The organism is Geodermatophilus sp. DF01-2 (genome assembly GCF_004571065.1).
GTDB lineage: Bacteria > Actinomycetota > Actinomycetes > Mycobacteriales > Geodermatophilaceae > Geodermatophilus.
Map to the genome: position 1 here is coordinate 1 of NZ_SPQN01000084.1, position 17,626 is coordinate 17,626.

15 protein-coding genes are annotated in these 17,626 nt (G+C 74.8%); 9 read left to right on the forward strand and 6 right to left on the reverse strand.

Annotated features, from left to right (window positions below; genetic code table 11):
- The 3 genes from E4P41_RS17950 to E4P41_RS17960 all read right to left on the reverse strand — a co-directional run.
- A partial coding sequence (locus tag E4P41_RS17950; RefSeq protein ID WP_135142622.1) for a PTS sugar transporter subunit IIA occupies positions 1-522 on the reverse strand: 522 nt, incomplete at its 3' end.
- A 21-nt stretch (positions 523-543) separates the two neighbouring features.
- On the reverse strand, positions 544-1,578 hold the full coding sequence (locus tag E4P41_RS17955; protein ID WP_135142623.1) for a hexose kinase: 1,035 nt from the start codon (positions 1,576-1,578) through the stop codon (positions 544-546).
- Entirely contained in the window at positions 1,575-2,342 is a 768-nt protein-coding gene (locus E4P41_RS17960; protein WP_135142624.1) for a DeoR/GlpR family DNA-binding transcription regulator, read from the reverse strand. Before E4P41_RS17960 ends, E4P41_RS17955 begins: the two co-directional genes overlap by 4 nt.
- A 168-nt stretch (positions 2,343-2,510) precedes the next feature.
- Between E4P41_RS17960 and E4P41_RS17965 the strand changes: the two genes are divergently transcribed.
- From E4P41_RS17965 to E4P41_RS17980, 4 genes are all read left to right on the forward strand, one after another.
- A complete protein-coding gene (locus E4P41_RS17965) occupies positions 2,511-4,223 on the forward strand; it encodes a putative PEP-binding protein (protein WP_135142625.1) in 1,713 nt (570 codons plus the stop codon).
- Between the two features lie 247 nt (positions 4,224-4,470).
- Positions 4,471-4,620 (forward strand): hypothetical protein, encoded by a 150-nt coding sequence (locus E4P41_RS22325; RefSeq protein ID WP_167761161.1) that lies wholly within the window; start codon positions 4,471-4,473, stop codon positions 4,618-4,620.
- A gap of 222 nt (positions 4,621-4,842) precedes the next feature.
- Positions 4,843-6,903: a diguanylate cyclase gene (locus E4P41_RS17975; protein WP_135142626.1), complete on the forward strand. Its 2,061-nt coding sequence runs from the start codon at positions 4,843-4,845 to the stop codon at positions 6,901-6,903.
- Positions 6,904-7,284: 381 nt separating this feature from the next.
- Complete coding sequence (locus E4P41_RS17980) at positions 7,285-9,618, forward strand: glycosyl hydrolase family 65 protein (protein WP_135142627.1); 2,334 nt, start codon at positions 7,285-7,287, stop codon at positions 9,616-9,618.
- A 349-nt stretch (positions 9,619-9,967) separates the two neighbouring features.
- Here E4P41_RS17980 and E4P41_RS17985 read toward each other — a convergent pair whose 3' ends face one another.
- Positions 9,968-10,825 carry a tyrosine-protein phosphatase gene (locus E4P41_RS17985; RefSeq protein WP_135142628.1) on the reverse strand — a complete coding sequence of 286 codons (858 nt, stop codon included), beginning with the start codon at positions 10,823-10,825 and terminating at the stop codon, positions 9,968-9,970.
- Positions 10,826-11,038: 213 nt separating this feature from the next.
- On the opposite strand from E4P41_RS17985, the gene E4P41_RS17990 reads away from it, so the two are divergent.
- The 5 genes from E4P41_RS17990 to E4P41_RS18010 are packed head-to-tail and all read left to right on the forward strand — an operon-like array spanning position 11,039 to position 15,867.
- The gene (locus E4P41_RS17990) at positions 11,039-12,259 is read left to right on the forward strand and encodes a substrate-binding domain-containing protein (protein ID WP_135142629.1); all 1,221 of its coding nucleotides are present in this window, start codon (positions 11,039-11,041) and stop codon (positions 12,257-12,259) included.
- 29 nt (positions 12,260-12,288) lie between these two features.
- The gene (locus E4P41_RS17995; RefSeq protein ID WP_209307786.1) at positions 12,289-13,095 is read left to right on the forward strand and encodes an ABC transporter ATP-binding protein; all 807 of its coding nucleotides are present in this window, start codon (positions 12,289-12,291) and stop codon (positions 13,093-13,095) included.
- Positions 13,092-13,838 carry an ABC transporter ATP-binding protein gene (locus tag E4P41_RS18000; protein ID WP_209307787.1) on the forward strand — a complete coding sequence of 249 codons (747 nt, stop codon included), beginning with the start codon at positions 13,092-13,094 and terminating at the stop codon, positions 13,836-13,838. Before E4P41_RS17995 ends, E4P41_RS18000 begins: the two co-directional genes overlap by 4 nt.
- Positions 13,835-14,719 carry a branched-chain amino acid ABC transporter permease gene (locus E4P41_RS18005; protein WP_135142630.1) on the forward strand — a complete coding sequence of 295 codons (885 nt, stop codon included), beginning with the start codon at positions 13,835-13,837 and terminating at the stop codon, positions 14,717-14,719. Before E4P41_RS18000 ends, E4P41_RS18005 begins: the two co-directional genes overlap by 4 nt.
- Positions 14,716-15,867, forward strand: a complete 1,152-nt coding sequence (locus E4P41_RS18010) for a branched-chain amino acid ABC transporter permease (protein WP_135142631.1) — start codon at positions 14,716-14,718, stop codon at positions 15,865-15,867. The genes E4P41_RS18005 and E4P41_RS18010 overlap by 4 nt, the downstream gene beginning before the upstream one ends.
- A gap of 50 nt (positions 15,868-15,917) precedes the next feature.
- Here E4P41_RS18010 and E4P41_RS18015 read toward each other — a convergent pair whose 3' ends face one another.
- Both E4P41_RS18015 and E4P41_RS18020 read right to left on the reverse strand, forming a co-directional pair.
- Positions 15,918-16,865 (reverse strand): 3-methyladenine DNA glycosylase, encoded by a 948-nt coding sequence (locus E4P41_RS18015; protein ID WP_245177458.1) that lies wholly within the window; start codon positions 16,863-16,865, stop codon positions 15,918-15,920.
- A 306-nt stretch (positions 16,866-17,171) separates the two neighbouring features.
- Positions 17,172-17,626: PucR family transcriptional regulator (locus E4P41_RS18020; protein ID WP_135142632.1), on the reverse strand; the 455-nt coding region annotated here is incomplete at its 5' end.

Sequence of the window (17,626 nt, forward strand, 5' to 3'; positions counted from 1 at the left end):
CTCCACTACGACCATTGCGCACGAGCTCGCGGCGTCCGACGCCGCGGGGGCGGCGGGAGCGGCGGCCGGCTCGGGGGAGACGACCTCCTGCACCAGCCGGACCACCTCGTCGGCCGAGCCGGCCGAGCGCAGCGAGGCGACGAACTCCGGGCGCACCAGCGCGCGGGCCAGCGCGGTGAGCAGCGTCAGGTGGTCGGCGTCGCCGTGCGCCGGCGCGGCGATGAGGAACACCAGGTCGGCGGGGCCGTCGGGCGCGCCGAAGTCGACCGTCGGGTCCAGCCGGGCGAACGCCAGCGAGGCCTCGGTCACCGCGGCGGAGCGGCAGTGCGGGATGGCGATGCCGCCGGGCAGGCCGGTGGCGGCCTGGGCCTCACGGGCGAGGGCGTCGTCGGCGAGGGCGTCGGCGCCGGTGGCCCGGCCGGCGCCGGCGACCAGCCCGGCGAGCCGGCGGACGACCGTGTTCTTGTCGGAACCCAGGTCGGCGTCGAGCGCCACCAGGTCGGGGGTGATCAGGGCGGGCATGGCGTCCCTCTCCGGGAGGCGTCAGCGGACGTCGCGGCCGGCGGCCGCGACGGTGGTGCGCGGTGCGGTGCTGGTGCCGGGCAGGCCGACGGTGCGGACGGTGGCGACCTCGACGTCGAGGGCGGCCACCTGCTCGGGGGTGGGGACGGCGGAACCGGGGAGGGATGCGCTGGCCACGCCGTGGGCGACGGCGCTGCGCAGCCGTTCGGCGGGCCCGGCGCCGGCGAGGTCGGCGAGCAGGTGGCCGGCCAGGCTGCAGTCGCCGGCGCCGACGGTGCTGCGGACGACGATCCGCGGCGGGGCGGCCGACCACACGCCCTCGGCGCAGGACAGCAGCGCGCCGTCGGCGCCCAGGGTCAGCAGCACCTCGGCCACCCCGCGCTCGTGCAGCGCCGAGACGGCGGCCAGGGCGGCGGCGCGGTTCGTGGTCAGATGCGCCTCGGGCACCCCGGAGAGCTGGGCGAGCTCCTCGGCGTTGGGCTTGAGCAGGTCGGGCGCGACGTCCGGGCCCGCGGCCAGCAGCGCCAGCAGCGGCGCCTCGGAGGTGTCGACGGCGATCCGTGCACCGGTGTCGCGCAGTGAGCGCACCAGGTCGGCGTACCAGTCGACCGGGGTGCCCGGCGGCAGCGAGCCCGACAGCACCACCCAGCGGGCGCCCTCGGCGTGCTCGCGCAGCGCGGCGCTCAGGGCGTCGCGGGCCGTGGCGTCCAGCGCGGCACCGGGCTCGTTGAGCTTGGTGGTGGTCCCGTCGGGCTCGGCCAGCGTGTAGTTGGTGCGCACGGGCGTGGCGACCGGCACCGAGACGATCGGCAGGCCCAGCTCGTGCAGGGCTCGGACGATCGGGTCGTCGGGGGCCGCGGGCAGCACGGGAACGACGTCCCCACCGGCGGCGGCGACCGCGCGGGCGACGTTCACGCCCTTCCCGCCCGGCTCGGTGGAGCTCGGCGCCAGGCGGGTGACGCTCCCGCGCAACAGGGGGCCGGGCAGCGAGAGCGTCCGGTCCAGGCTGGGGTTGGCGGTGAGGGTGACGATGCGGTGGCTCCGGTGCTGGCTCATGCGGTCACGACCTCGATCCCGGCGTCCTCCAGGCGGGCGAGGTCGGCCGGCGCGGCCTCGGCGTCGGTGACCAGCACGTCGACGTCGGCCGCCGTCGCGAAGCGGACGAGGTGTTCCCGGCCGAGCTTGCTGCTGTCGGCCAGCACGACCACCCGCTGCCCGGCGCGGATCATCGCCCGCTTCACCGAGGCCTCGGCCTCGTCGGGCGTGGTGAAGCCGTGCTCGGGGGTGATGCCGTTGGTGCCGAGGAAGGCGACGTCGACCCGGAGGTCGGCGAGCGCGTTCACCGCCCGCTCGCCCACGGCGCACTGGGTGATGCCGCGGACCCGACCGCCCAGCACGTGCAGGTCGACGCCGGGGGAGGTGGCCAGCCGCGCGGCGAGCGGTACCGAGTGGGTGGCCACGAGCAGCCGTCGGTCGCCGGGGAGGACCTCGGCCAGTGCCGCGGTGGAGCTGCCGCCGTCGAGCAGCAGGCTGCCGTCAGAGCCGGGCAGCAGGTCCAGCGCGGCCGCAGCGATCTTGCGCTTCTGCTCGCTGCGGGTGCTGTGCCGCTCGCCCAGCGCGGTCTCCACGTAGGTGAGGGCGCCGGCGGGGACGGCGCCGCCGTGCACGCGCCGCAGCATCCCGGCGCGCTCGAGGACGGCGAGGTCGCGGCGCACCGTCTCGGTGGTGACCCCGAACTCCTCGGCCAGGGCGGTCACCGAGACCCGACCGCGGTCGGCGACCAGCCCGGCGATCGTCTGCTGGCGTTCCTCGGCGTACACCCGCACCTCCTCGCCGGTTGCCCGAACATGTGGTTTCGCCGTTGTGTTGGTGTTGTTCTACGTCCGATACGTTGACAAGTCAACACCTCTTCGTGACTCTGGTCACCGGCGGACGACGGCGTCCACCCGCTCGTCACCCGACGGCCACCGACCCCTGTGGGAGGTCCCATGTCCACCACCGCTCCCGGAACCGCCGCCCTGCCGACCGCCGAGGGTCCGGTGGTGCTGCCCGGCACCCCCGTCGTCCCCGGGGTGGCCTGGGGACCGGTGGTGCGCCCGTCCGGCACCGTCGTGCTCCCCGCCGACGACGGCGCCGTGGTGGCCGAGGAGGAGCGCGCGGGGGAGAAGGAGCGCTTCGCCGCGGCCGCCCGGCTGGTCGCCGACCGCCTCGCCGAGCGGGCCGGAGCGGCGACCGGGGTGAGCGCGGAGGTGCTGGCCACCACGGCCGGCCTGGCCCGCGACCGTGGCCTGCTCTCGGCGGTCGAGCAGCGCATCGACGCGGGGTCGCCCGCCGCCGTCGCGACCGTGCAGGCCGCCCAGCAGTTCGTCGACCTGTTCACCGGCCTCGGCGGGCTCATGGCCGAGCGGGTGACCGACGTCCGCGACGTCCGCGACCGGATCGTCGCCCAGCTCACCGGGCAGGGGGAGCCCGGCGTGCCCAGCCCGCAGGAGCCCTCGGTGCTGCTGGCCGAGGACCTCGCGCCGGCCGACACCGCAGGGCTGGACCCCACGCGCATCACCGGGCTGGCCACCCGCCTGGGCGGCACGACCAGCCACACCGCGATCATCGCCCGCCAGCTGGGGCTGCCCTGCGTGGTCGCCGTCGGCGGCCTGGACGACGTCCCGGAGGGCGCCACCGTGCTGCTCGACGGCGAGCGCGGCACGGTGACCGTCGACCCGGACCCGGACGAGGCGCGCGCCCGGGTGGAGGCCGCGCAGGCGGCCGCAGCGGCGCTCGCCGGCTACCGCGGGCCGGGTCGCACCCGCGACGGGCTCGAGATCAAGGTGCTGGCCAACGTCCAGGACGGCGCCGGCGCCCGGGCTGCGGCGGCGGCGCACGCCGAGGGGGTCGGCCTGCTGCGGACCGAGCTGGCCTTCCTCGGCCGTGCGGAGGAGCCGTCGGTGGAGGAGCAGGCGCGCGGCTACGCCGAGGTGTTCGAGGCCTTCCCCGGGCAGCGGGTCGTCGTCCGGACCCTGGACGCCGGATCGGACAAGCCGCTGGCCTTCGCCACTCCGCCGGACGAGGCCAACCCGGCCCTCGGGGTGCGTGGCCTGCGGGTGGCCCGGCGCGACCCGGGGCTGCTCGAGCGCCAGCTCGACGCGATCGCCGAGGCCGCCCGGCGCACCGGCGCCCGGCCGTGGGTGATGGCCCCGATGGTGGCGACCGTGCCGGAGGCAGTGTCCTTCGGCGCGCGGGTGCGCGCCCGGGGGCTGGTCCCGGGCGTGATGATCGAGGTGCCGTCGGCGGCGCTGATGGCCGACCGGCTGCTGCAGCACGTCGACTTCCTGTCGATCGGCACCAACGACCTGTCGCAGTACACCCTGGCCGCCGACCGGCTCTCCGCCGACCTCGCCGACCTGACCGACCCCTGGCAGCCGGCCCTGCTGGCCCTGGTGCAGGTCACCGCCGAGGCGGGCCGCCGCACCGGCCGGTCGGTCGGGGTGTGCGGGGAAGCCGCGGCCGACCCGCTGCTGGCCTGTGTCCTCGTCGGCCTCGGCGTCACTTCGCTGTCCTGCGCCGCGTCGTCGGTCGCCGGCGTCGGTGCCCGGCTGGCCGTCGTCGGCACCGACGCCTGCCGGCGGGCTGCCGAGGCGGCGCTGCTGACCGACGACCCGCACGCCGCCCGGGAGGCGGCGCGCGGGGAGCTCGCCGTCGGGTGAAGAAGGACCCCTCTGCCCCCTCGCCGCCGGCCCCGTCCAGAGGCTCGCCGCGAGTGTGGGAGCGGTGAGGAGGACGGGGTCCTTCTGCCTGCAGAGGAGCCGGGGGTGAGTCGAACCTCACCCTCAGGAGTGAAGAACCTTAGCCGTGTAACGGTGGTCTGCCTGGCTTCCTTCGGAATACTGGCGGGCACACCTGCATTGCTCTGGGTGTAGTCCTCCACGAGACCGGAAGAAGGCAGCGAGACCGATGAACAGCGTGACCTCCAGCTGGCGGCGGCGTCGGCAGGCGGCGCGGACGCGCCGGGCGCTCGACCGCGCCCTGGCGCGCACCAGCAGCCCGACGATGCGCGACGAGCTGCTGACCATGGCGAACGGCGGCGGGATCTCCGTCCGCTGAGCCGTTCGCGGACGACGCGCGACCCCGGCCTCCGTTCGGTGACCGGGGTCGCGGTCCACCCCCGTGGTCGTCGTCCGCCCTCGGGACCGGGACCGCACCCGTGGCGTACCGGCCGCCGACCCGTTCGGTTCCGCTGCCGGGTCCCCCCGTTCGAGGTGCGCCGCTCAACCCCAGGGCCGTGGGTGCCGATGTACCGGGCGTGAGCGCATGGGGCGGCCGGCGATGAGCGGCGCCGTGTGGACCGAAGCCCGGGAGACGTCCGGCGCCACCACCGGGCTGCTGCTGAGGTACGTCCGCCAGCACGCCGGCGACGAGGCGGTCGGGACGGTGCTGCGCCGCGCCGGCGTCCCGTACACCGCCGCCGAGCTCGAGCTGCCGTCGCGCTGGACCAGCTACGACACCCGCATCCGGCTGTTCGCCGCTGCCACCGAGGTGCTCGGCGACCCGCAGACGATGCTCCGCGTCGGCTCGGAGGCCCTCGGCCTCGGGCTGACCCCCGCCCTGGTCCTGCTCGTCCGGGCCATGGGCTCCCCGCGCCAGGTCTACCGGCAGCTCCCACGCGCGGTCGCCAAGTTCTCGACCACCTCCACCATGCAGGTCCTCGAGTCCGGCGCCACCTCGGCGACCCTCAGCTACCGCCTGCACGAGGGCTACCGGCACTCCCGGCTGAACTGTGAGTACGCACAGGGCCTCATCGGCACGGTGCCGACGATCTTCGGGCTGCCGCCGGCGGAGCTGGTGCACATCCAGTGCGAGTCCGACGGGCACCCGGTCTGCCTGTACCACGTGACGTGGGAACGTCGGCGCCGGCTGGGCCGACGGCGCCGGGTCGAGGTCGACGCCCAGGAGCTGCACGCCCTGCGGGAGCAGCTGCGCATCCTGCAGTCGGCCGCCGCCGACCTCGTCGCCAGCGAGGACGTCGGGACCGTGCTGCAGCGGATCGTCGACAAGGCCGCCGAGGCGGTGCTGGCCCCCGGCTGGCTGCTCGCCGTGGCCGACCCCGCCGGCGGCCCGGCGCTGGTGCACAGCGCCGGCCTGCCGGACTCGCAGGTGGCTTCCCTGGCCACCACGCTGCTGGCCGGCGCCGACCCTGGCCCGCACGTCGTCACGGTGGACGTCGCCTCGGCCCGGCGGGTGCACGGTCGGCTGGCCGCGGTGTACCGCCCCGGCGACGGCGGCCTCGGCCACGAGCGGCAGATGCTGTCCGCCTATGCCGGCTACGCCGCCGCCGCCCTCGACCTGCTCCTCGCCCTGGAGACCTCCCGGCAGGAAGCCGACCGCGCCGGGACGCTGCTGACCCTGGCGCACGAGCTCGCCGGCGCCACCGACGCCGGGAACGTGTGTTCCGTGGTGGCCGAGGCGCTGCCGCACGTCGTCGGCTGCGACAGCGCCGCGGTGCTCCTGTGGGATCCGGCCGCGGGATGCCTGCGCACTGCCGCAACGGTGCATCCCGCCGAGGAGAGCCGCGCGCTCATGCAGGCCGCCACCCTGCACGCCGAGGACGTCCCGGAGCTGGTCGGGATGCTGACGGACCGGGAACCGCGCTTCCTGCGGCCGGAGTCCAGCAGCCCGCTGCTCCGGACCCTGCTGGAGGCCCTGCAGGTCACCGACGTCGTCGCCGTCCCCGTCCTGGCCGGACGCACCTTCCTCGGCGTGGTCACCGCCAGCTGGCCGGCCGGGCGCGCCCCGGCGGCCCTGGCCGGCGACGTGCTGCACCGCCTGCGGGGTGTCGGCGACCAGGCCGCGACCGCGCTGCAGCGGGCCCGCCTGCTCGAGACCGTCCGGCACCAGGCCACCCACGACGCCCTCACCGGGCTGCCCAACCGGGTCCTCTTCCTCGACCGGCTCGGCGCGGTGCTGGCCACCACCGCCCACGACCAGCACGTCGGCGTGCTGTTCTGCGACCTCGACCGCTTCAAGGCGGTCAACGACTCGCTCGGCCACGCCGCGGGCGACGAGCTGCTGCGCCAGGTCGCCGCCCGGCTGCGCGCCGCGATCCGTCCGGGCGACACCGTGAGCCGGCTCAGCGGCGACGAGTTCGCCGTTCTGCTGCCGGCCCTCACCCGCCCCGAGGACGCCGACCGCGTCGTCGCCCGGGTGCTCGGCTGCTTCGCCGGGTCCTTCCGGCTGGAGGGCACCGAGGTCACCGTCGGCACCAGCGTCGGCGTCGCCGTCCACAGCGGTGAGCGAGGTCGCGCCGACGCGCTGCTGCGCGCCGCCGACACGGACATGTACCTGCACAAGCACGCCCGCCGCGACGGTCGGGACGCCGCCGGGGCGTGAAGCAGCGGCAGGACCGCCCCGGATCCGTCGCGGCAGGATGCCGGCGCGGCGGGCACGGTCCCGGCCGCCGGTGGGGTCAGTGGCCGGGGAGCGCCGGCCTGCCAGCCGTCACAGGGCCGCTCCGGGCCGCGTCGGCCTGGCGACGCCGGACCGCCGCTGCTGCGCGCCATCCCGGCGGGCAGCGAGCCCAGGCTCCGGTCGAGATCCGGGCCGCCGGTGGCGGAGGTGGCCGAACCGGTGGCGCACCATCAGGACGCGAGGTGCTCCTGTGGCGGGACGTCCGCCGCCCCGGATCGCGCCGGGGAGTGCTGACCGGTAGGACAGGAAGCGGGACGCCGCCCCGGACGCCCGTCCCGTTCCCCGACGACACGAGGACGTTGCGTGGCCGCCCCGACCTTCGACACCGCTCCGTGGCTCGTCCGCGAGCCGCACGTGGATTCCGAGACGCTCGCCGTTGCCGAGTCGGTCTTCGGTCTCTCCAACGGCTACGTCGGGATCCGGGGGACGCTCGACGAGGTCGAGCCCCATGCCACGCGCGGTACCTATCTGTCCGGGGTCTACGAGACGCATCCGTTGTCCTATCCGGAGTTCGGCTACGGGCACCCCGAGGAAGGACAGGCGATGCTCACCGTCGCCGACGGCACGCCGCTGCGCCTCCTCGTCGACGGTGTTCCGCTCGACGTGCGCGACGTCCGGCCGCAGGTCCACGAACGCACGCTCGACCTGCGTGCCGGTACGCTCGATCGCCGCATGCGCTGGACCGCGCTGTCGGGCACGTCGCTGGAGCTCTCCTCGCGGCGGCTCGTCTCCCTCGTGGAGCGGTCGGTCTGCGCCGTGCGGTACGAGGTCCGCGCCCTGGACGGCCCCGCACACGTCGTCGTGCGGTCCGAGCTCGTCTCCGGCGCAGTGACGCCGACGGGTGTGGACAACGACGACCCCCGCGTGGCCGCGGCCCTGGACCATGCCTTCGAGCCGCTCGCCCACGTCCGCGCGGTGAACGGTGGCGCCCTCGCGTCGGGGACGCGCGGGTCGGGCATCACGGTCGCCGCCGCCGTCGGCCACGAGCTCGACGGCGGGCGGGTGAGCACGTCCGTCGACCAGCACCACGTCGTCACCACGGTCGCCGCCGACCTGCTCCCCGGCGAGAGCCTCACGATCGTCAAGGCCGTCGGGTACAGCTGGTCGCACGACGCCGGGCCCGACTCCCTCGTCGCAGAGGCATCGGCCGCCGTGAGCTCCGCGCTCGACCTCGGGTGGGAGGGTCTGCTCGCCGGTCAGCGTGCCGCACTCGACGAGCTGTGGGCGACGACGGACGTCGAGGTCGACGGCGACCCCGAGCTCCAGCAGGCGCTGCGCTACACCGTCTTCCAGCTGTTCTCCTCCGCCGCCTGCATCTCGGGTGCCCCCGTCGGCGCCAAGGGGCTCACCGGCATGGGATACAGCGGCCACACCTTCTGGGACGTCGAGGGGTTCGTCCTGCCCGCCCTGACGCTGCTCCGCCCCGATGCGGCGGCACGCCTGCTGCGGTGGCGCTCCGCCACGCTCGACCTCGCCCGCGAGCGCGCCGAGACGCTCGACCTGACGGGCGCGTCCTTCCCCTGGCGCACGATCAGCGGGCGCGAGGTCTCCGCGTACTGGCCCGCGAGCACGGCGGCGATGCACGTCAACGCCGACATCGCCCGCGCCTTCTGGCTCTACCAGAACGTCACGGGCAACGACCTCGACTCTGTCGGCGGTCTGGAGGTGCTCGTCGAGACGGCGCGGCTGTGGATGTCCATGGGCCACGAGGACGCGGCCGGCGGGTGGCACCTGTTCGGCATGACGGGGCCGGACGAGTACACCGGGGTCGTGGACGACAACGTCTTCACCAACCTCATGGCCCGACGCAATCTCCTGTGCGCCGCCGACGCGTGCCAGAGGCTGCGGGCGCGCGCGTCGGAGTTGGGCGTGGACCACGCCGAGACCTCCGCCTGGCGGTCGGCGGCGGAGGCCGTCCACGTCCCGTGGGACGAGGGCCTGCGCGTGCACCCGATGAACGAGAACTTCACGTCCTACCGGGAGTGGCGGTTCGAGGAAGCGCACGACTCCTACCCGGTCCAGGATCACCAGCACTACGCCAAGTTCTACCGGCGGCAGGTGCTCAAGCAGGCCGACCTCGTTCTGGCGCTGTGGTGGTGCCGCGACGACTTCACGGCCGAGGAGGTGGCGCGCGACCTCGACTACTACGAGGCGCGCACCGTCCGGGACTCCTCCCTCTCGGCCGCCGTCCAGGCGGTCGTGTGCGCCCAGGCGCAGCACCCCGACCTCGCCCTGCGCTACCTGCGGGAGTGCGCTCTCGTGGACCTGCGCGACGTCCATGGCGGAACCGCCCACGGGCTGCACCTGGCCGCGGTGGGAGGGGCGTGGCTGGCGTTCGTCGCCGGTCTCGGCGGGCTGCGGGAGGACCACGAGGATCTCGAGCTCGCGCCGCTGCTGCCGTCCTCGCTCTCGCGCACCGCCTACCACGTCACCTGGCGCGGCAGGCTGCTCCGCGTCGAGACGACGCAGGAGGGCACCACGGTCACGCTGGAGCGCGGCGAGGGGCCGGTGACCGTCGTCGTGGACGGCGCATCTCTGGCGGTGACGGCCGCCGCACCTGTCCACGCGCCGCTTCGTGCCCCGACCCCGTTGCTCGGCGAGCCGAGGCAGCCGGTCGGTCGCGCACCGCACACGTGAGGGTGTGCCTCGACCGCCGGTGCCGGCTCCGGCGTCGGTCACGTCCGCCCGGTACTCGACCGCGCCGATCAGCACGCGACGGATGCCGTGCGGGCACGATCCGTACGGCATCGTCAGAACGAGGTCGAGCGTGTCCTGCTACCCCCCCGCACGAGTCCGATGCGGGGCTCTGACGCGCAGGGGACCCTGTCCATGCCGCGCGTGACGAACGGGTGCGGACGGACCGTCCCGGACACGACCCTCGACGCCGGTCCGGTGCCGATGCCGAGGCGCCCGGCGTCCGCATCGACAGCCTGCTGGCATGCCCATCCCCGCAGACGGACGTTCGGTGGTGCGACAGGCCTTTCCGCTACTCGCGGAGCCGGGCGCGCAGCGCCGCCTGCTCCGCGGCGCCGAACCCGTGCTCGCTCAGCCAGCCGAGCGGGCCGCCGTGCCGCTCGTCGAGCAGGGCGAGCAGCCGGGCCATGGTCTCCGCGCGGGGGGTGTGGCGGGCGACGTCGTGCTGGTCCATGTCCTCGGCGTAGGTGGGCGAGGTGGCCAGCTTGGCCACCAGGTCGTCGATGACGTCGGCGGTCATGGCGTAGTCGGCGACGATGTCGTCGTCCGGAACCCCGGCCGCGGCCAGAGCGAACATGCACACCACGCCGGTGCGGTCCTTGCCGGCTGCGCAGTGCACCACGGTGGCCCCGTCCGGGGCGTCGGCCAGCGCCCGCAGCGCGCCGAGGACGTTGTCGGGCCGGTGTGCGAGGTAACCCAGGTAGGAGCGCACCGCCGGCGGCTCGCCCTGGTCGCTGTCGGCCACCTGCCGGGGCAGTACCGATTCGGCCCAGTCGGTCGGCAGATCGGGGAGGTCGGCCTCCTCGGCGGCGAACACGTCGGTGTGGTGGCCGCGCTCGGGCAGCAGGCTGAAGTGCCGGTGGGTCACCGCGGGCACCGCGCGCAACGGGCCGCGGCCCTCCAACAGGACCTCGGCGGTGGTGCGCAGGTCGACGACCTCGCGCAGCCGGATGTCCTCGACCAGCCGGCGGACGTCGGTGTCGCTGAGCGTCTGCAGGTTGTCGCTGCGCAGGATCCGGCCGGGGACCGTCGTCCTGCCGTCGACGGTGGGCAGGCCGCCGAGGTCGCGGGTGTTCGTCGTCCCGTCGAGGCGTAGCCAGCGGTCGGTGCCGCGCCGACCGGGGCGGCCGTCGGAAAGTGCAGAAGTCACCCCGTGACGGTACGGCGTCCCGTTGGCACCCCACGGCCAGCGTGGGGCGTCGCGGCGCCGGAGTGTCGGGAGCCGCCACCGGAGCGCCCCGGACTGTGGGGACCGACCACATGGGTATGGCTCCTGTCACTCCCTACCGTGTGGTGTGTCCCACCTGCCCACGGGTGGTTGGGCGTCCGACGTGCACCGCCGCACACCCGAAGGAGTCCGCTCATGTCGCGTTCCCGTTCCCGCACCACCGCGCTCGCCGTGACCGCGGCCGGGGTTCTCGCGGCCACCGCCGCGTGCGGCAGCCCCACGGCCGCCGGTGGCTCCGGTGGCGGAGGCGGCGAGGAGGAGGGCGCCCCGGTCGAGGTCGGCCTGGTCACCTCGATCTCCGGCCCGCTGGCCGCCTACGGCGAGCAGTACCTGCAGGGCTTCGAGGCCTGCCTCGACTACGTCACCGACGGCACCAACGAGGTGGCCGGCCGGCCGATCGAGGTCATCGAGCGCGACGACGCCGGCGACCCGGCCAAGGCCGTCGCCGAGGTCACCGACCTCATCGGCCAGGGCGTGCAGATCATCGCCGGGTCGGCGTCCTCCGGCGTCGCCACCCAGGTGGCCCCGCTGGCGGAGCAGAACGACATCCTGTTCATCTCGGGCCCGGCCGCGACCGACGCGATCACCGGGATCAACGACAACACCTTCCGCTCCGGCCGGCAGACCTACCAGGACGTGCTGACCGCGCAGTCGTTCATCGGCGACCCGGCCGGCCAGGACGTCCTGGTCTTCGCGCAGGACAGCGCCTTCGGCCAGGCCAACGTCGCGGCCGTCACCGCCGTCCTCGGCGAGGCGGGCGGAGCGAACGTCACCCCGCTCCTGGTGCCGACCAGCGCCACGGACCTCACCCCGTTCGCCGCCCAGGCGCGCGACGCCGGTGCCGACCTCACCTTCGTGGCGTGGGCCGGGGAGACCGCCCCGGCGATGTGGCAGGCGATGGGCCAGCAGGGCGTCTTCGACGCCACCAACGTGGTCACCGGCCTGGACCTGCGGGCGTCCTACCCGACCTACGGCGACGAGGTGGCCGGGCAGCTGAACTTCCTGTCCCACTTCTTCGCCGAGGCGGTGGACAACGAGATCAGCCAGGCCATGGCCGAGCGGGTCGAGGCGGCCGGCGGCACCGTCGACATCTTCACCCCCGACGGCTGCACCGCCGCGCAGATGATCGTGCGAGCCGTCGAGGAGGGCGGCGACGACGTCACCGCCATGATCGACGCCCTCGAGGGCTGGACCTTCGACGGCGTCAAGGGCGAGCTGACCGTCCGCGAGGAGGACCACGCGCTGCTGCAGCCGATGTTCCAGGCCCGCCTGGAGCAGCAGAACGGTGAGTTCGCCCCGGTCCTGGTCGAGACCCTCGACCCGGAGGCGACCGCCCCGCCGGTCGCCACCCCCTGACCACCGGATCCGAGAGGGGACCTGTACCGGTGTCCACCCGGACCGGCAGCTCCGCCGCCGCGGCACCGGCCGCCCGCTCCGCGGGCGGGCCGGTGCTGCAGGTGGCCGGCCTGACCTGCGCCATCGGCGGAGCGGTGATCGTCTCCGACGTCACCTTCGACGTCGCCCCCGGTGAGTTCGTCGCCGTCATCGGCCCCAACGGGGCGGGCAAGACGTCGCTGTTCAACCTGCTGTCGGGGCTGCTCCCGGTCACGTCCGGGTCGATCACGCTGGCCGGGGCCGACATCACCGGCGCCAGCCCCGCGGACCGGGCCCGCCGCGGCCTCGGGCGCACCTTCCAGGCCAGCTCCGTCTTCGCCGGGCTGACCGTCCAGGAGAACGTGCGGCTGGCGGCGCAGGCCCGCCTGGGCGGCAGCATGCGGCCCTGGCAGCTGGTCCGTCCCGCCGACCGGGCGCACGAGCTGGCCGGCCGGGCGCTGGACCGGGTGGGGCTCGGCGCCCGCGCGCAGGTCCTCGCCGGGTCCCTGTCCCACGGCGACAAGCGCAAGCTCGAGCTGGCCATCCTGCTGGCGACCGACCCGGCGCTGGTGCTGCTCGACGAGCCGATGGCCGGTGTGAGCATCGAGGACGTCGCCGGCCTCACCGAGGTGATCGCCGGCGTGCACCGTGAGGAGGGCAAGACCGTGCTCATGGTCGAGCACCACATGGACGTCCTGCTCGGCCTGGCCGATCGCGTGGCCGTGATGCACCACGGCGCGCTGCTGGCGCTGGACACCCCGTCGCGGGTCACCAGCGACCCGGCGGTCCAGGAGGCATACCTGGGGGATGCCCTGTGATCGAGGGATCCCCGCCGCCGCTGCTGCGGATGGCCGACGTGCACGTCCGGCTGTCGGGCAGCCACATCCTGCAGGGTGTCGACCTGACCGTCCGCCGCGGCGGGGTCACCGCGCTGCTCGGCCGCAACGGGGCCGGGAAGACCACGACGGTGAAGTCGGTGCTGGGACTGGTGCCCTCCACCGGCACGATCGAGTTCACCGGCGGCGACGGCCGGGCGCACACGCTGTCGGGACGGCGCACGCACGACGTCGTCCGGCTCGGCATCGGCTACGCGCCCGAGGACCGGGAGGTCTTCGGCGGGCTCACCGTGGCCGAGAACCTCACGCTCGCCGAGCGCCGTGACTCCGCCCACCACCACGACCGGGTCTACGAGCTGTTCCCGGAGCTCAAGGCGCGCAGCCGGCAGCTGGCCGGGACGCTGTCCGGCGGTCAGCAGCAGATGGTGGCCATCGCCCGGCTGCTGCTCAACGACAACCAGCTGCTGCTGGTCGACGAGCCCACCAAGGGGCTGGCCCCGCTGCTGGTCGCGGAGGTCGCCGACGTGCTGGCCCGTGCGGCCGAGGAGGTGACGATCCTGCTCGTCGAGCAGAACCTGACCGTCGTCCGCCGGATGGCGACCGACGCGGTCGTCGTCGACCAGGGACAGGTGGCCTGGACCGGCTCCGCGCCCGAGCTGCTGGCCGATCCCGACCGCACCCGGGAGCTGCTCGGCGTCGCCCCGAGCGGAGGTGCGCACGCATGAGTACCGTCGTCCTGCTGACGATCACCGGGCTGGGCCTGGCGGCGCTGTACTTCCTCGTCGCGAGCGGGCTGTCCCTGATCTTCGGGCTGATGGGCGTGCTCAACTTCGCCCACGGCGCCTTCCTGACCATCGGGTCCTACGGCACCTGGTGGGCCGCGCAGAACCTGCCCGGCGCAGGCGCCACCGGCTGGGGGTTCATCTACGCGGTGGCCTTCGGCGTCGCCGTCGGCACGTTCGTCGCCGCGCTGATCGAGCTGGCGCTCATCCGCCCGCTGTACGAGCGGCACATCGAGCAGGTGCTGGTCACCGTGGGCCTGAGCCTCGCCCTGGTCGCGCTGGTGCGGGCCATCTGGGGTGCCGACCCGCGCCCCTTCCCGCGGCCGGAGATCGCCCGGGGGACGACGTCGATCCTGGGCGCCAACGTGCCCAACGACCGTTTCCTGCTCATCGCCACCGCCGTCGTCGTCCTCGTCGCGGTGCTGGCCTTCCTCCGGTTCACCCGCTTCGGCCTGGTGATCCGGGCCGGCGTGGAGAACCGGTCGATGGTGACCGCCCTCGGCATCGACGTGCGCAAGGCCTTCACGCTGGTGTTCGCGATCGGCGGCGCCTTCGCCGCGCTGGCGGGGGCACTCGGGGGCGTCTACCTCGGCTCGATCTCGCCGGGGCAGGGCACCTCGCTGCTGATCTTCGCCTTCATCGTCGTGGTGATCGGCGGTATGAGCTCGATCACCGGCACCGCCATGGCCGCCGTCCTGGTCGGGCTGGTGCAGCAGTTCGCGAACTACTACCTGGCGAGCGGGGTGGGTGACCTCTCGGTCGTCCTGCTGCTCGCGATGGTCCTGCTGGTCCGTCCCGGCGGCCTGACGGCGAGGGTGGCATGAACCGCAAGAACCTGGGGCGGCTCGGACCGCTCGTCGTATTCGTCGTCCTGGCGCTCCTGCCGTACTCGACGCTGCAGATCCCCGGACTGTTCGACGGGGTGCTGAACAGCCCCGGGACGCTGCAGCTGCTGGCGTTGTGCCTGATCTTCGGCGGGGTGGCGCTCTCCTACGACCTGCTGTTCGGCTTCACCGGCCTGCTCTCGTTCGGGCACGCGCTGTACTTCGCGGCGGGTACCTACGCGGCCAACCTGGCGCTCACCGAGTTCGGCCTGGGGTTGGGCACGGCGGTCGCGCTGACCACTGCGGTCGGCGTCCTGCTGCCGCTGGTCGTCGGCGCGGTGGCCCTGCGGGTGGAGGGCATCGCCTTCGCCATGGTGACGCTGGCCACCGCGCAGGTCGGGTCCATCATCGTGCTGCAGGACCCGGGCGGCCTCACCGGCGGCGAGGAGGGGCTGGCGGTCAGCCGGGAGCCGATCCCGGACGTGTTCGTCGGCGTCTTCAACACGGTGAACAAGTACTGGCTGGCGCTGGCCTACCTGGTGTTCGTCTACGTGGTCGCCGCCTGGGTCACCAGCTCGCGTGCGGGACGGGTGTGGCAGGCCATCCGGGAGAACGAGCGCCGCGTCGAGGTGCTGGGCATGCAGCCCTACCGCTTCAAGCTGCTGGTCTTCGTGCTCGCCGGCCTGCTGGCCGCCCTCGGCGGCGTCGTCCACCTGCTGCTGCTCGGCGGTTCCACGCCGCGGGTCACCACCGCCGACTTCACCCTGGGCCTGCTGATCATGGTCGTCCTCGGCGGGGCGGGCAGCCGGTGGGGCGCCGTGCTCGGCGGCGTGCTCTACACCTACCTGGACAGCCGGCTCACCGACCTCGCCCAGTCGCCCGCGGTGCAGGATCTCCCGGCGTGGCTACGGGTGCCGCTGTCCGAGCCGCTGTTCCTGCTCGGGACGCTGTTCATCCTCGTCGTCTTCTTCGTCCCCGGCGGGATCGCCGGCCTGGTGGCGCGGCTGCAGGAGCGACGGGCCGGCCGGCGCTCCGCCCCACCGCCCACCGGCGGGACGGCGGTGCCCGGACGCGCCGTCGAGCAGGTGCGCGACCGGGCCGCCCGGGGGGTCGGCGTGGGCGCCGGTCAACCCCGCGACGGGGCCTGAGCCCGGCCGCCGTCCCTTTCCGCCCGATGATGATCAGCTGAGCTGGTCGATCAGGCTCCGGGCTCACCACTGGTCGTGAGCCCGGAGCCTGAACCGTGAGCCAGGACGGCGACCCGTCCGGCCCCGCCGACCAGACCCACGCAGACGTCGAGCAGGCGCGAGCGCAGCTCGGCACCCCGACGGGCGAACTCCCGCTGGGCGGCCACGTACTCGGCCTTGCCCTCCGGCGTCTCGATCGCGACGGGCGCGTAGCCGGCGTCGCGCAGGTCGTAGGGCGAGGCGCGCATGTCCAGCTCCCGGCCGTCGGCCGCCAGCACGAAGCAGTCGAGCAGCAGGTCGCCGGGGACGGCGGGGCCGAGCTTGGAGGCCCACTTGTAGAGGTCCATGGTCGCGTGCAGGCAGCCCGGCTGCTCCAGGTCGACCTGGGTGGCGCGGGTGGGCTGCAGCCGGTTGCGGCCGACGGCGGCCGGGGTGAAGAACCGGAACGCGTCGAAGTGCGAGCAGCGGATCGGGTGCGCCTCGACGACGGCGTCCGTGCCGGCCTGGCCCAGGCGCAGCGGCAGCGGGTGCCGGTGCTCGTCGTCCCGGTAGACCATCGCCCACTCGTGCAGCCCGAAGCACCCGGTGTGCGCGGGCCGGGCCGCGGTCGCCGCCAGCAGTCGCGCGACGAAGGCCACGGTGGCTCCGCGATCGGCCAGGAAGGCGACGCGGTCGAGCGCGACCGCGCCGTCGTCCCCCGTGGCGTACCAGCGCCAGGACGCGTGCGGTGTGGGGCCGTGCGCGGCCGGCAGGAGGGCGACCCCGGCACCCGGGTGCCAGCGGCGCAGCTGCACCGGCCGGGTGCTGTAGTACTCGTAGAGGAAGTCCTCGACGGGGTGGCGCGTGCCGGTGGCCCGCCGGGCTCGGTGGCCCGCGGTCAGCGCGTCAGCGCGCTCGGCGTGCTCCTGCGACAGCGCTGCCCACTCGTCCGCCGGCAGGCGGCGAGGGACGGGCAGCACCCGTCCAGGGTAGTGGCCCCCCTCCAGGGCGTCCCGGAGCCCGCGAGGGGCTTCAGGAGGGGTCCTCCTGCCGTGTCCGACGCGGGAGCAGGGTGCCCGACATCGACCCGTGACCGGCCAGCCCCTCCCGTGCCGCCTCGGGATCCACTCCTACGTGCCGGACCACACCCGCTGACGGACGATCGCACGGCCCGGACCAGAAGGTCTGCCGCCGGTGCGGCCGACGCATGGGAAGCCCCGGTGGACTGCCGCCGGTCTCCCCGAGCGGCGGCGGCACGATGGGCTGAGCCGGGAGCACGGGCCCGCTCAGCCGAGGGCGGCGTAGCCGGTCAGCCGGTGCAACCGCAGCGCCAGCTGCACCTCCAGTGCGCGGTCGGGCGAGGACCACTCGCGGCCGAGCAGCCGGCCCACCCGCTCGAGGCGCTGCGTCACGGTGTTGACGTGCACCTGCAGCGCCTCGGCCGCCCGGGCCGGCGACCCGCCCGCGTCGAACCAGGCGCGCAGCGTCCCGACCAGGTCGGTGCCGCGCCGCTCGTCGTAGTCGAGGACCGGACCGAGGGCGGCGGTGACGAAACCGCGCACGTCGCGACCCTCGCCGACCAGCAGCCCGACGAACCCGAGCTCGTCGGCGCTGGCCGCCTGCCCGGCACGGCCCAGGGCGACCAGCGTCGACGCGCAGCGCTGCGCCTCGACGTGCGTGGCGGCGACCGCGGCCGGCCCCTGCGCCGGGCCGGCGCCGCCGGCGGTCACCGGCCGAGATC